Annotated in this window: 11 protein-coding genes, 1 tRNA gene and 1 pseudogene; 5 read left to right on the top strand and 8 right to left on the bottom strand. The window is 56.2% G+C overall.

The genetic code is table 11. The annotated features are described in order from the left end of the window. Positions 1 to 4: 4 nt before the first annotated feature. The 3 genes from SynMVIR181_RS11810 to rpaB all read right to left on the bottom strand — a co-directional run bounded on the left by SynMVIR181_RS11810 (position 5) and on the right by rpaB (position 3,143). On the bottom strand, positions 5 to 994 hold the full coding sequence (locus SynMVIR181_RS11810; RefSeq protein ID WP_186589361.1) for a beta-ketoacyl-ACP synthase III: 990 nt from the start codon (positions 992 to 994) through the stop codon (positions 5 to 7). Between the two features lie 81 nt (positions 995 to 1,075). Further along, a complete protein-coding gene (gene plsX, locus SynMVIR181_RS11805) occupies positions 1,076 to 2,416 on the bottom strand; it encodes a phosphate acyltransferase PlsX (protein ID WP_186589360.1) in 1,341 nt (446 codons plus the stop codon). Continuing rightward, positions 2,397 to 3,143 carry a response regulator transcription factor RpaB gene (gene rpaB / locus SynMVIR181_RS11800; RefSeq protein WP_186589359.1) on the bottom strand — a complete coding sequence of 249 codons (747 nt, stop codon included), beginning with the start codon at positions 3,141 to 3,143 and terminating at the stop codon, positions 2,397 to 2,399. The genes plsX and rpaB overlap by 20 nt, the downstream gene beginning before the upstream one ends. 91 nt (positions 3,144 to 3,234) lie before the next feature. On the opposite strand from rpaB, the gene radA reads away from it, so the two are divergent. Further along, entirely contained in the window at positions 3,235 to 4,632 is a 1,398-nt protein-coding gene (radA, locus tag SynMVIR181_RS11795) for a DNA repair protein RadA (RefSeq protein ID WP_186589358.1), read from the top strand. 3 nt (positions 4,633 to 4,635) lie between these two features. Here radA and SynMVIR181_RS11790 read toward each other — a convergent pair. After that, positions 4,636 to 5,183, bottom strand: a pseudogene (locus tag SynMVIR181_RS11790) (photosystem I assembly protein Ycf3). 37 nt (positions 5,184 to 5,220) lie between these two features. Here SynMVIR181_RS11790 and SynMVIR181_RS11785 point away from each other — a divergent pair. The 3 genes from SynMVIR181_RS11785 to SynMVIR181_RS11775 are packed head-to-tail and all read left to right on the top strand — an operon-like array spanning position 5,221 to position 9,199. Beyond that, positions 5,221 to 7,566 (top strand): cation-translocating P-type ATPase, encoded by a 2,346-nt coding sequence (locus SynMVIR181_RS11785; protein WP_255476276.1) that lies wholly within the window; start codon positions 5,221 to 5,223, stop codon positions 7,564 to 7,566. 2 nt (positions 7,567 to 7,568) lie between these two features. Then, positions 7,569 to 8,219 (top strand): dTMP kinase, encoded by a 651-nt coding sequence (gene tmk, locus SynMVIR181_RS11780; RefSeq protein ID WP_186589357.1) that lies wholly within the window; start codon positions 7,569 to 7,571, stop codon positions 8,217 to 8,219. Continuing rightward, on the top strand, positions 8,216 to 9,199 hold the full coding sequence (locus SynMVIR181_RS11775) for a DNA polymerase III subunit delta' (RefSeq protein WP_186590660.1): 984 nt from the start codon (positions 8,216 to 8,218) through the stop codon (positions 9,197 to 9,199). Before tmk ends, SynMVIR181_RS11775 begins: the two co-directional genes overlap by 4 nt. 10 nt (positions 9,200 to 9,209) lie before the next feature. Here the strand turns inward: SynMVIR181_RS11775 and SynMVIR181_RS11770 are convergent, their stop codons facing one another. The 4 genes from SynMVIR181_RS11770 to SynMVIR181_RS11755 all read right to left on the bottom strand — a co-directional run bounded on the left by SynMVIR181_RS11770 (position 9,210) and on the right by SynMVIR181_RS11755 (position 11,369). After that, positions 9,210 to 10,010, bottom strand: a complete 801-nt coding sequence (locus SynMVIR181_RS11770) for a response regulator transcription factor (protein WP_186523982.1) — start codon at positions 10,008 to 10,010, stop codon at positions 9,210 to 9,212. A 302-nt stretch (positions 10,011 to 10,312) separates the two neighbouring features. Beyond that, positions 10,313 to 10,384, bottom strand: a tRNA-Asn gene (locus SynMVIR181_RS11765). 35 nt (positions 10,385 to 10,419) lie between these two features. Then, positions 10,420 to 11,100: an ABC transporter ATP-binding protein gene (locus SynMVIR181_RS11760; protein WP_186589356.1), complete on the bottom strand. Its 681-nt coding sequence runs from the start codon at positions 11,098 to 11,100 to the stop codon at positions 10,420 to 10,422. Between the two features lie 5 nt (positions 11,101 to 11,105). Then, positions 11,106 to 11,369, bottom strand: coding sequence for a hypothetical protein (locus SynMVIR181_RS11755; RefSeq protein ID WP_041426744.1), 264 nt, complete (start codon positions 11,367 to 11,369; stop codon positions 11,106 to 11,108). A gap of 157 nt (positions 11,370 to 11,526) precedes the next feature. Between SynMVIR181_RS11755 and psbD the strand changes: the two genes are divergently transcribed. Continuing rightward, complete coding sequence (psbD, locus tag SynMVIR181_RS11750) at positions 11,527 to 12,582, top strand: photosystem II D2 protein (photosystem q(a) protein) (RefSeq protein ID WP_115071676.1); 1,056 nt, start codon at positions 11,527 to 11,529, stop codon at positions 12,580 to 12,582. The last annotated feature ends 21 nt before the right edge of the window (positions 12,583 to 12,603 follow it).

Below are 12,603 nucleotides of genomic sequence, written 5' to 3'. Positions count from 1 at the left end.
GAGCCTAGGCGGGACCTTGCCAACGCAACAATGCGGCTCCCCAGCTGAGGCCAGCTCCAAAGCCACTACTCGCTAAAAGGTGACCAGGGGCCACGCGGCCGTCGCGCACGGCTTCGTCAAGCATGAGCGGGATCGTGGAGGCCGAGGTGTTGCCGTAGTTCGCCAAGTTGCTTAAGACTTTGGAGTGCGGGATGGAAAAGCGATCCGCCACGGCATCCAAAATGCGCTGGTTGGCTTGATGAAGCAGAAGCCAGTCCAGTTGGTCCGGGGTTGTTTCTGTTTGCTCTAGTAGCTCTTTGAGGATGGCTGGCACTTCGCGCACGGCAAATTTGTAGACCTCTTGTCCATTCATCTGAATCGGCAGGTAGCCACCGCATTGATGGCGAGTGGTGTTGACCAAGGGAAGACTGGTGGGGATCTGCGGCAAGGTCAGGGAATGGCCGCGGCTGCCGTCGCTGCGCAACCGGAAACCCAGTAATCCGTCGGCCTCTGTAGAGGTGGCTTCGAGGGCAACGGCTCCAGCACCATCACCGAAGAGCACACAGGTGCTCCTGTCGTCCCAGTCGACAAAGCGGCTCAACTGGTCGGCGCCGATTACCAGCACCCGCTGCATGGCGCCTGTGCGTAGGTACTGGGCGGCTGTCACGAGTGCGAAAAGAAAGCCGCTGCAGGCCGCTGTGAGGTCAAAGGCAACGGCATTGCGCGCTTTCAATCCGGCCTGAACCCTTGGTGCAGATCCAAACAGGTCGTCAGGGGTGGAGGTGGCAAGTAACACCAGGTCCAGGCTGTCTGGCTCCCACTGGGCCATCGCTAGAGCCTGTTGCCCAGCACGAACAGCGAGATCGTTCAGAGATTCGTCCGGGGTGCTGACGCGCCGAGACTGGATTCCGGTGCGGGTGCGAATCCATTCGTCACTGGTCTGCACCCGCTCGCTTAGGGCAGCATTGCTGATGGTTTGGTTCGCCTGGGCGCTGCCACTTGCGACCAGAGCCATGCCACGGAAGGGTGGGGGAGAACCAGCCAAAGTGGAAGTGCTTTGAGTGGCGTCAGTCAATCACAGTCCAGACAAGGTGCTTCAGCTTTTGACAGGTGCTGGCTTGCTGAGTTCGGCGAGATCGTCCATCACGCCATGACTTGCAGCGGAGTGAGCTAAGCGCAGAGCGCTCACCACGGATAGGGCTTTGCTGCTTCCATGACCAATAACGCAAATCCCATTCACCCCAAGGAGAAGAGCTCCGCCATGTTCAGCATGGTCGAGTCGTTTTTTGATGCGTTTGAGATTGCTGCGTAGGAAGGCTGAACCAACTTTGCCGCGGCGTCCCCTGGGTAATTCAGCCCTGAGCACGCCGAGCAGAACACTGCCGACGGATTCAAGGAATTTCAGCAGCACATTGCCCGTAAAGCCATCGCAAACCACCACATCAAATTCACCGGATAGAACATCTCTTCCTTCGCAATTTCCTGCGAAATGAAGACGGGTTTCCTCCCGGAGTAATTCGTGGGTGCGTAGAGCTAGTTCATTGCCCTTGCATTCCTCTTCGCCAATGTTGAGTAAGCCAACGCGAGGGCGATCGACTTGGAGGACGTCGCGGCAATAAATGTTGCCGAGCAAAGCAAATTGATGCATGTAGGTAGGCTTGCAATCCATATTTGCTCCCACATCCAGCACCAGGACTGGCTGGCCGGGGTCCTTGGTGGGGAACAGGGCTCCAATGGCGGGTCGATCGATCCCGGCTAGGCGACCGAGGCGAAAGATGGCCGAAGCCATCACAGCACCAGAATTTCCCGCGGAGTAAATCGCTAAGGCGTCTCCGCGTTTCACTAAATCCATGGCCACATTGACGCTGGCATCACGCTTCCGGCGCACAACAGTGGCTTCCTCGTGCATCTCCACTGAAGGTCCGCTGGGGATCAGCTCCAGGTGCCCGGCATTGATCGCGTTGTTGAGCGGTTCTGTGAGTCCATAGGTCTCAGCCGCCTCCATGATCCGGTTGGTTTCGCCCACAAAGCGAATCCGCAAAGGAAGCCGATCGATGGCTTGAAGAGAGCCCTCCAGAATCTGCCCAGGGGAATGGTCTCCACCCATCCCATCCACCGCGACCCAAAGGCGATCACTGTCATTGATCAGTCTGTCATCACCGGTCTCTGTGGTTTGCAGGCGGCGCAGAGGGTCCATCACCGGTTGGAGCATCTGTCCAGCCATGCTCCCCGCGTTGGTGACGACGCTTCCTGCCATCGATCCGACCGATTCAGCCACGTTCCCTGCAGCGTTGGCAGAGGTGGTAGCGGTGTCGACGAGACTGGTCACGGCGCTATTGCGCCGATACCAAATCACAAGTCTTCTCACCGCCTTGGATCGGCGTGCTTTGCTCCGGGCTTCGTCGGCCGGGCTGAATTCAGGATCCTTCGGGTGCAACGGAATCGATGATGCGCTGGAACAAGTAACCGGTTCCCCGAGCCGTCAGGATTAGCTCGGGATTGGCCGGATCGTCTTCGAGTTTGGAGCGAAGCCGTGAGATATGAACATCCACGACCCTGGTGTCCACGTGACGTTCAGGTGTATATCCCCACACATCCTTCAAGATCTCTCCGCGGCTGAATGGCTCACCGGAGCGACCCACGAGCAATTCAAGGAGGCTGAACTCCATTCCGGTGAGGCGAATCCGTTCATCCGCCCGGAACACCTGACGCTTATTGGTGTCGATGCGTAGATCTGCCACTTGAATCACCCCAGAGTTGGGGATGCCAGCGACTTGTTCTTTCTCAATTCGGCGAAGAACGCAGCGGATTCTTGCTTCAAGTTCTTTGGGACTAAACGGTTTGACGACATAGTCGTCAGCACCGAGTTCAAGGCCAGTAATTCTGTCTGCGACGTCACCCAAGGCGGTGAGCATCACGATCGGAACATCCGACTCCTTGCGCAACTCTTGGCAGACGCCGTAGCCGTCAAGCTTTGGCATCATCACGTCCAAGACCACCAGATCTGGATTGCACTTTTCAAAGCTTTCGAGAGCTTCAGTGCCGTCGCAGGCGGTTACTACGTTGTAACCAATCATCGACAGACGAGTTTCCAGAATGCGTCGAATACTGGCCTCGTCGTCGACAACGAGAATGGTTTCTTTGCTGGCGGCTGTGGCCGTCATATCCGAACTTATTTCGTACTGGTATTGCTTACAGATAAATGGACGGAGGCCCCGTTCATTCACCGAAAGCCAACTTTCTTCATAGTTCTACGTGTCCCGACCCGTTTCAATCTTCGTTTGCCAGAGCTGTGGTGCGCAGACACGGCAGTTTTTTGGTCGCTGCAGCAGTTGCGGCAGCTGGAATTCTCTGGTCGAACAAACCGCTCCGAAACCCGACGGCCGGCGCAGACGCGCTCCTGCTGAGTCAGCAGCAGCGCCAGTGGCGCGACGTTCCACCGCCATGGCCGATCTGGGTGATCGGCCGATTCAACGCCTTGAGAGCGGTTACCCAGAATTGGATCGAGTCTTGGGCGGTGGCGTTGTACCCGGCTCGCTCGTGCTCGTTGGGGGTGACCCAGGGATCGGCAAAAGCACGCTGCTTCTGCAAAGCGCATCAGTCATGGCGAACCGCCTGTCCGTTTTGTATGTCAGCGCTGAGGAATCAGCCCAGCAAGTGAAGTTGCGCTGGTTGCGTTTGGGTGGAGAGAGCGAGGGGCTCCAACTGCTTGCTGAAACAGATCTGGAGTTGGTGTTGGAAGAGCTCGAGGCTCTACGGCCCGATGTGGCGATCATCGACAGCATTCAGGCGTTGCATGACGCCAACCTGTCGAGCGCTCCGGGATCAGTGGCTCAAGTGCGGGAATGTGCCGCGTCTCTGCAGCGATTAGCCAAGCGACAGAACACGGCTTTGCTGCTTGTCGGCCACGTCACTAAAGAGGGGATGTTGGCAGGACCGAAGGTTCTCGAACATCTGGTAGATGCCGTGCTCACCTTTGAGGGGGATCGTTTTGCCAGTCATCGACTCCTGCGTGCCGTTAAAAATCGTTTTGGCGCTACCCATGAACTTGGCGTGTTTGAAATGCAGGGCCAAGGTCTTGTTGAGGTTAATAACCCGAGCGAGTTATTCCTGAGTGGAGATGAGGCCAGCGGAGTCGCCACGATTGTGGCCTGTGAAGGCACCAGGCCTCTTGTTGTGGATCTGCAGGCTTTGGTCAGTACCACGAGCTATGCGAGCCCCAGAAGGACGGCCACAGGGATTGCTGTGAATCGTTTGCATCAGATCTTGGCGGTGCTGGAAAAGCACATGGGCCTGCCGCTGTCCCGTTTCGACTGTTACCTCGCTGTAGCGGGTGGTCTCGATGTGGAGGAGCCTGCGGCTGATTTGGGCGTAGCTGCAGCTGTAGTTGCGAGTTATCGCGATCTCATCTTGCCGGCAGGCACCGTCCTGCTAGGTGAACTTGGCCTTGGTGGGCAGCTCAGGCCTGTTGGTCAGTTGGAGTTGCGCTTGCAAGAGGCGGTCCGTCTTGGCTTCAGACGAGCGGTGGTTCCGAAAGGGTGCGGACTCGGAAAGGGGGAGGCCAGCTTGAACTTGGAGCTGCACGAAGCTGGTTCGATCACGGAAGCGCTGGTCCTTGCCCTTGGTGTTAACCCTTCCGATGACCAAGCATGACCGTCAGAAATACACGTCCACGTTGCTGCGGCCGGTTGATTTCAGCCAGTTTTCGATATCGAGATAGCCACCTGGATTCAGCCTGACGGCTTGGGTCCAACATCTGCTGCTAAGTCAAACCAGCCATCCGCATCATCACGACGACCATCTTCTTCCGCCGTGCGACCGCGTTTTTCATAAATCAGGCCCATGTTTTTCAGGCATGACGGTTGCTTGGGGTTCTCCTCCAAGGCCTTTTGGTAGGTCTCCAGCGCTCGCTCTTCTTCTCCATTGCTCATATAGATGATGGCAATGTTTTTAAGGGTTTCGCCCCTGTCGATCGCGTTCTCCTCCAGCTTCAGGCTTTCCTCGTAGTTTTCCAAGGCTTCCGCGTAATCACCGTCGTTCTGGGCTGAGAGCCCGTCGCGGTAATACACATAAGCTTCTTTGGCACGGGCGTTAATCGGCAGTAGCTTCACGATGAGATCGGCCATGACCGTGAAGCTTTTGTCGATAAAATTGTCGTTTCGGTTGCTGCGCGGCACAGGAAGCCAAAAAAGGTGTGACTCCATCCTGACTGGAATCAGCAGCCCTGCCTAGCGTTCCTTGATGCGTTCTGCAGTTGTGACAAATTCCGCTAACGCCACAAAGTCGTCCCCCACGATGCTTTTAGACGTGGATGGCATGAAGTGCGGTGGTTGCGTGCGTTCGGTCGAGCGCACGCTTCTGGATCAACCCGGGGTGTGCGAAGCCAGCGTGAATCTGGTCACTCGCAGTGCTTGGCTTCGCTTTGAAGAAGATGCCGTTGCTGATCTTGCTGGCGTCGTTGAGGCTTTAACGGCGCGAGGTTTTAGTGCCCATCCTCGAGAGACTGATGCATTTGGTTCATCGGTTGAGGCAGATCGCAGCTGGGGTTGGTGGCAGCAGTGGCGTCAGCTAATCGTCGCGCTGGTCCTGCTCGTGTTGTCCGTGGTGGGTCACCTGGCTGAAGCCGGAACTGTCCAGGTTCCACCACTTGGTTCGCTTCCTTTTCATGCCGGTTTGGCCACTGTTGCTTTGGTGGGACCGGGCCGACCCATCCTGATCGCAGGTTGGCGATCCGCTCGCATGGGGGTGCCAACGATGGACACCTTGGTGAGCCTTGGTGTTGGAAGTGCCTACCTGGCCAGCTTGGTCGCTTTGGTTTGGCCTCAGGTGGGTTGGCCCTGCTTCTTTAACGAGCCGGTGATGCTCTTGGGTTTTGTGTTGCTGGGACGCTTTCTTGAAGAGCGGGCGCGCCGTCGCACGGGCCGAGCACTGCAGGACCTAGCGGCTCTCCAGCCAGATGGTGCTCGACTGTTGATGGACGATGGCACGATCCGTGAAGTATCGGTTTCGGCGCTGCGCCCAGGAGAGTGTGTGCAGCTCCTGGCTGGCGACCGCGTCCCGGTGGACGGAATCGTGCGTGAAGGGCATTCGGCTGTGGATCTTTCCAGCCTCACTGGGGAACCCTTGCCTTTGGATGCCTCTCCAGGCGCTGAGCTCAGTTCAGGCAGCCTCAATCTTGAGGCCACCTTGATCGTTGAGGTGCAGCGGATTGGTCGTGAAACCGCTCTTGCTCGGATCATTGATTTGGTGGAGCAGGCCCAAGCAAGGAAGGCACCGATTCAGGGTCTTGCCGATCGCGTGGCAGGCCAGTTTTGTTATGCGGTGGTGAGTTTTGCCATTCTCACGTTCCTGTTTTGGTGGCAGGTCGGTTGTCGACTTTGGCCTCATGTCCTTGATGTGCCTGTCGCGTTGATGGATCACGGCCATGCGCATGGTCTGCATGGCTCTCTTGGTGCGGGAGCTGAGACGTCGCTTGGTCTCGCTCTCCAACTCTCCATTGCGGTGCTTGTTGTGGCTTGCCCTTGTGCTTTGGGATTGGCCACTCCCACCGTGATCACCGTGTCCTCAGGTTTGGCAGCGAAGCAGGGCTGGTTGTTTCGAGGTGGAGATGTGATCGAGTTAGCAGCCTCTGTCCAGCGCATGGTGTTCGATAAAACAGGCACGCTCACGCTCGGGCGGCCCCTGGTTGATTCGGTGTTGGCCAGCGAGGATCCCCCTCAAGCGCTTCAGCTGGCGGCAAGCCTTGAACAGACGAGCCGGCATCCACTCGCCCATGCGTTGCTGCAGGAGGCACAAAGGCTTCAGTTGCCTCTTTTAGGGGTTGAATCCAGCCGCACCACTCCTGGTGCAGGGATGGAAGGTCGGTTGCAAGGCGTGGATGGCCTGGTGCGTGTTGGCTCACCGGAATGGCTGCGTGATCAAGGTGTGTTCTGGACGGAGCAACAGCAACAAGCGCTTGATTCGGTTGTGCAGCGTGGGCAGTCGTTAGTGGCTGTTGCTTTGGCTGAGACTCCGCTTGGCCTCGTGACTGTTGACGATCGACTTCGCCCGGATGCATCGCTCGCCATCCAGCGCTTACGAGACCAGGGTCAGTCGGTTGCCATGTTGAGTGGCGATCGTCGCCAGACCGTTGAACGGGTGGGGCGTGAGCTTGGTTTCGCCGACGCCGATTTGGCATGGCAACTGTTGCCGCATCAAAAACTTGAACGCCTTGAGCTTTTGCGAGAGCAGGGTTCTGTAGCGATGGTGGGTGACGGAATCAACGATGCCCCCGCTTTGGCGGCAGCAGACCTCGGCATTGCAGTCGGCACAGGAACTCAGATCGCTCAGGACACGGCCGATCTGGTGCTGCTCGGAGATCGGCTTGAGGCTGTGCCTGAGGCGCTTTGCTTGGCCAGGCGAACGATGTCCAAGATTCGTCAGAATTTGATTTGGGCTTTTGGTTACAACCTCATTGCCTTGCCGATTGCGGCTGGTGTGCTTTTGCCCGGATTTGGTCTTTTGTTGTCACCTCCCCTGGCAGCACTGCTTATGGCGTTTAGCTCGGTGTCTGTTGTGCTGAATGCCCTCAGCTTGCGGCTTCGTTAACCATGGCCAGGAGCAAGGGACGACTGCTGGTGCTGGAGGGCATTGATGGTTGTGGAAAAACCAGCCAGCTTCAGCAGCTGTCCAGTTGGCTCCCGACGAGCGGACTGATGCCCGCGGGGTCTCAGCTGATTGTGACTCGAGAACCGGGAGGAACGGCCTTGGGAAAAAGCCTGCGTGAGCTTCTGCTCCACCCCCCTCAAGATGCTGACCCGGGTCCAACAGCAGAGTTGTTGATGTATGCAGCGGATCGTGCCCAACACGTAGACCGAGTCATTCAGCCTGCCTTGGAGAGGGGTGATTGGGTGCTCAGTGATCGCTTCACGGGATCGACGATGGCTTATCAGGGATACGGACGAGGTCTCGATCGGGAGCTCATCACTGATCTCGAGCGCATTGCCACGAGAGGGCTCAGCCCCGATGTGACGGTTTGGCTTGATATCCCTTTGGCATTGAGTGTTCAGCGACGCGGTAGTCGCGAGGAAGACCGCATCGAAGCGGAAGGTTTTGCTTTCTTAGAGCGTGTTTCCAATGGTTTTTCTAACTTGGCTAAGGCGCATGGCTGGGTGTCGGTTATGGCTGACCGTCCGCTTTTGGAGGTTGCTGAGGCGATTCAAACCGCGTTGCTTACCCGAGCGGCGTCTTGGCAGCGATGAGCGACGTGTTGCTCGAAGAGCAAGATCTGTTTGCTGATCTGGTGGGCCAGCCTCTGGCTGTGACCCTTTTAAAGGCAGCCCTGATGCAAGGGCGCCTCGCTCCTGCCTATGTTTTCGCTGGCCCAGAAGGTGTTGGCCGTCGCCTGGCTGTTCTGCGCTTCCTCGAAGGCGTGATCAGTGAGGGCCAGTGCAATCAACGCCAGCGGCGGCGCTTGGCAGAACGCAACCACCCTGATCTCCTCTGGGTCGAACCCAGCTACAGCCACCAGGGGCGTTTGATCTCCCGCTCTGAAGCTGAGGAGGCGGGCGTCAGTCGGCGAACCCCTCCCCTCGTGAGGTTGGATCAGATTCGAGACATCAGCCGTTTCTTGTCACGGCAACCGCTGGAGTCGTCGCGTGGCCTTGTGGTGCTTGAGGAGCCGGAAGCGATGGCGGAAGCCGCTGCCAATGCTTTGCTCAAAACTCTTGAGGAACCAGGCCATGGAGTGTTGATCCTGCTCTCAGCGGCTCCCGAACGGCTGCTCTCCACCATTCGTTCGCGCTGTCAGCTGATTCGCTTGATCCAGCTCAGTGCTGAAGATATGCAGTCCGTTCTCCAACGTTTGCCCGCTGATGTCGATCAAGAGGCTGTCAGGCAAGGGCTCATGCAGCCTGAGTTGGTTGCAATGGCTGGGGGTTCTCCAGGTGCGCTATTGGGCCATGTCAGGCAGTGGTTACGTGTTTCACCCGAACTGATCGGACGTTTGCATTCCTTGCCAACCCAACCGATCGAAGCCCTTGCGCTCGCCCGTGATCTCACTGAGGCTCTCGATGGTGAGCAACAGCTGTGGCTCATCAATTGGCTGCAGCAGCACCTTTGGAGGCTGCAACAAAGTGAGCGAGTTCTCCGAAAACTCGAGAGGCTACGCGTTCAATTGCTTTCGTTTGTGCAGCCCAGATTGGCTTGGGAAGTCACATTTCTGGATTTGATGGAACTTTGATCGTTATTAATCAGGCCGTAGCCCGATTCGCTGCCTCAGTTTTTTGCTCTCGATCTTGGCGCGCTTGAGCGAGGACATCCTGAAGTCCATCGAGTTGAGATCCAGTGGGCAGCTCAAGGCAATAGCCGGCTCCATAAACCGTTTTGATGAAACGGGGTTTGCGTGGATCTGGTTCTAATTTCGTACGTAGGTGACGAACGTGAACGCGAATCGTTTCAATGTCGTCGTCTGGTTCATAACCCCACACTTCTTTGAGGATGAGAGAGGGAGCAACCGTTTGGCCGTGGCGCTGGAGCAAACAATGCAGAAGCTCGAATTCCAAGTGGGTGAGTCGTACCGGATGATCGAACCAGATCGCTTCAAAGCGCTCGGGCACCAAGGTCAGAGGTCCATAACTAAGGATTTCGTGATGGTTACCCGATGTTCCAATAGGCGCTCTATCACTACGCCTCAGTAGCGCTTTCACTCGCGCTTGGAGCTCCTCGAGATCAAATGGTTTTGTGAGGTAATCATCAGCGCCTGAGTTGAATCCGCTCACTTTGTCTTTCGTACCGCCCAGAGCTGTCAGCATCAGGATCGGAATGGAGGCTGTCCTTTCATCTCGGCGCAGTCGTTGGCAAAGGGTGAGTCCATCCACATTGGGGAGCATTAAATCCAGAAGAATTAAATCTGGGGTGTATTGCAGTGCGAGCGCTTGTCCCTTAATGCCGTCGTCGGCTCGTTGAACATCAAAACCACTGTGCTCGAGGTGCCCACCTACTAATTCGCTCATATCCCGGTCGTCTTCGATCAGCAGGATGGAAGGCTTCATCTAAGTGCTGGCGAAAAAAACAAGTGGACGAGGTAGGGCCGCGTCATTAAGGAGTAATTCTCTCAAGATCAATCAGTTTGTGCAGAATTCAGGTTCTTCCCTTCATGGTTGGCATGTCCCTGACAATTGTTTGCCTGACTGGGATTTGGCGCAGTAACTCGGAGATCAGCTCGGGCGGCTCTACAGGAAATCTTTTGATTTGAATGGCCTCTATCGGCGATTTTCTTCTGATTAGAGAAAAAATAGTGCTGCTAAGGGCAAAAAAAAGTCACCACCTTGAGGGTGATGACATTCGCTTGAAACTCCCCGGGCGGGATTCGAACCTGCGACCAATCGATTAACAGTCGACCGCTCTACCGCTGAGCTACCGAGGATTGAGACCAGGAGACCTTAACTGTCTGGCCCTGACTTAGGCAAGTGCCTTGAGTTTGCGGCGCAAAGCGAGACCTTTCTCCCAAGGACCAATCGCGCCCTTTTTCATGAGTGCTGCGCCGTCAGCATGGTCCAGTTCATCTAGTCGATGGGTGATCCAAAGAGCTGTGAGTGGATTGAGCGAGCGGTGACAAAGCTGTTGAACCGTTGCCAAGACTGAGCTTTGGCTTGATGGGTCCAACAGTGCTGTCGGTTCATCAAGCAGCATCAGTTTTGCGTCACTGGCTAGAGCACCAGCAATAGCTAAACGCTGCTTTTGGCCCCCACTCAAGGTGTGAATTTGCCTCCCAGCCATGCCGGCGAGGCCCACCTGCTCCAGCAGGTGGGCGATTCGCTTGCGTTTCAGGGAAGGAGCAAGTGTGGGGGGAAGGTTGAGCAGAAGGTCGCTGCCGCAACTTGGAAGCAGCAATTGATGATCGGGATTTTGAAACACCAAGGCCGTTTGGACATTGCAATCCACTCGTCCTGATTGAGGTTGGAGCAACCCGCCGATCATTCGAAATAGGGTGCTTTTCCCACTGCCATTGCTACCTACCAGCATCCATAGGCCTGGCCCTGGAACGCTGAAGCTGCAGCGGTCCAGAGCGCGGGTCCCGCAGGGCCAGCAAAAACTGACCTTCTCAAATTGAAGTATCCGTTCGTTGGTGTCCGTGCCCACAGCGGTTAGCTGTCGAGTGAAAAGCCAGGGCGTTTGCTTCCCCCGGATGCCGCCGTCTTCTCATAGATCTGAACAGCTAAAACGTCGCTCGTAAGAACGCTGAGTCGTTTGCCTTCTACTTTTTCGCAGGTCATTTCAAGCAATCGAGGCTGTCCCTGTTCAAGGGCTTGGCGAACCTGTTGATAGACGGATTCGGCATCTCCCGATTCCTTGCGTTGAACAGAGATGGGCATCGGGCTCATGCGAAGAGCTAATTCGACGACGTACACAGCTAAAGAAAATGGTTGTGGCTCCATTCTCCTCATCAGAAGCGCGAAACGGAGTCCTGGGTATTTTCACTCATCTATGGGCTGTCCGGCTGTGTCGCCCCTGCAAAAACAGCGGAAGCCATTAGTCTCCGCATGTAAAGCTTCATGAAGCAACCTCATGACGATCGCTGCAGGTCGCATGCCGCAGCGGGGATGGTTCGACGTCCTCGATGATTGGCTCAAACGCGACCGATTTGTTTTTGTCGGCTGGTCCGGCATTCTTCTTCTTCCCACGGCCTACCTCTCGATTGGTGGCTGGTTAACGGGAACCACATTTGTAACTTCCTGGTACACCCACGGCATTGCGTCGTCGTACCTCGAAGGTTGCAACTTCTTGACCGCTGCTGTGTCCACCCCCGCTGATGCGATGGGTCACAGCTTGCTGTTGCTCTGGGGCCCAGAAGCCCAGGGTGATTTTGTCCGCTGGATACAACTTGGAGGCCTTTGGGCTTTCGTTGCTCTCCACGGCGCTTTTGCACTGATCGGCTTCATGCTCCGTCAGTTTGAAATTGCTCGTCTCGTCGGCATTCGTCCTTACAACGCCATCGCCTTCTCAGGTCCGATTGCGGTGTTCGTCAGTGTCTTCCTGATGTACCCCTTGGGACAGAGCAGCTGGTTCTTTGCACCCTCCTTTGGTGTGGCTGCAATTTTCCGCTTCCTGTTGTTCCTCCAGGGCTTCCATAACTGGACTCTGAATCCCTTCCACATGATGGGAGTGGCCGGCATTCTTGGCGGCGCACTGCTTTGCGCCATTCACGGCGCAACCGTGGAAAACACCCTTTTTGAGGATGGTGAACAGTCGAACACCTTTAAGGCGTTCGAACCCACCCAAGAAGAAGAGACCTATTCAATGGTCACCGCCAACCGTTTCTGGAGCCAAATCTTCGGAATTGCGTTCTCCAACAAGCGTTGGCTGCACTTCTTCATGCTGTTTGTGCCAGTGATGGGCTTGTGGACCAGTTCCATCGGCATCATCGGCCTTGCACTCAACTTGCGTGCCTATGACTTCGTGTCACAGGAAATCCGCGCTGCTGAGGATCCTGAATTTGAAACCTTCTACACGAAGAACATTCTTCTGAATGAAGGTCTGCGTGCCTGGATGGCACCGGCTGACCAGCCGCACGAAAACTTCGTCTTCCCTGAAGAGGTTCTGCCCCGTGGAAACGCCCTTTGATAATTTGTTCAAAGTGAGTTA

Source organism: Synechococcus sp. MVIR-18-1 (genome assembly GCF_014279835.1).
Classification (GTDB): Bacteria; Cyanobacteriota; Cyanobacteriia; order PCC-6307; family Cyanobiaceae; genus Synechococcus_C.
Note: the sequence above shows the minus strand (reverse complement) of the source record. Positions and strands in the feature narration are given on the sequence as shown.

Coding starts and splice junctions, on each gene's coding strand:
- SynMVIR181_RS11785 (WP_255476276.1), top strand. CDS start 5,221: ATGCGTTCTGCAGTTGTGACAAATTCCGCTAACGCCACAAAGTCGTCC.
- SynMVIR181_RS11775 (WP_186590660.1), top strand. CDS start 8,216: ATGAGCGACGTGTTGCTCGAAGAGCAAGATCTGTTTGCTGATCTGGTG.
- SynMVIR181_RS11810 (WP_186589361.1), bottom strand. CDS start 994: ATGGCTCTGGTCGCAAGTGGCAGCGCCCAGGCGAACCAAACCATCAGC.
- rpaB (WP_186589359.1), bottom strand. CDS start 3,143: ATGACGGCCACAGCCGCCAGCAAAGAAACCATTCTCGTTGTCGACGAC.
- tmk (WP_186589357.1), top strand. CDS start 7,569: ATGGCCAGGAGCAAGGGACGACTGCTGGTGCTGGAGGGCATTGATGGT.
- SynMVIR181_RS11770 (WP_186523982.1), bottom strand. CDS start 10,010: ATGAAGCCTTCCATCCTGCTGATCGAAGACGACCGGGATATGAGCGAA.
- psbD (WP_115071676.1), top strand. CDS start 11,527: ATGACGATCGCTGCAGGTCGCATGCCGCAGCGGGGATGGTTCGACGTC.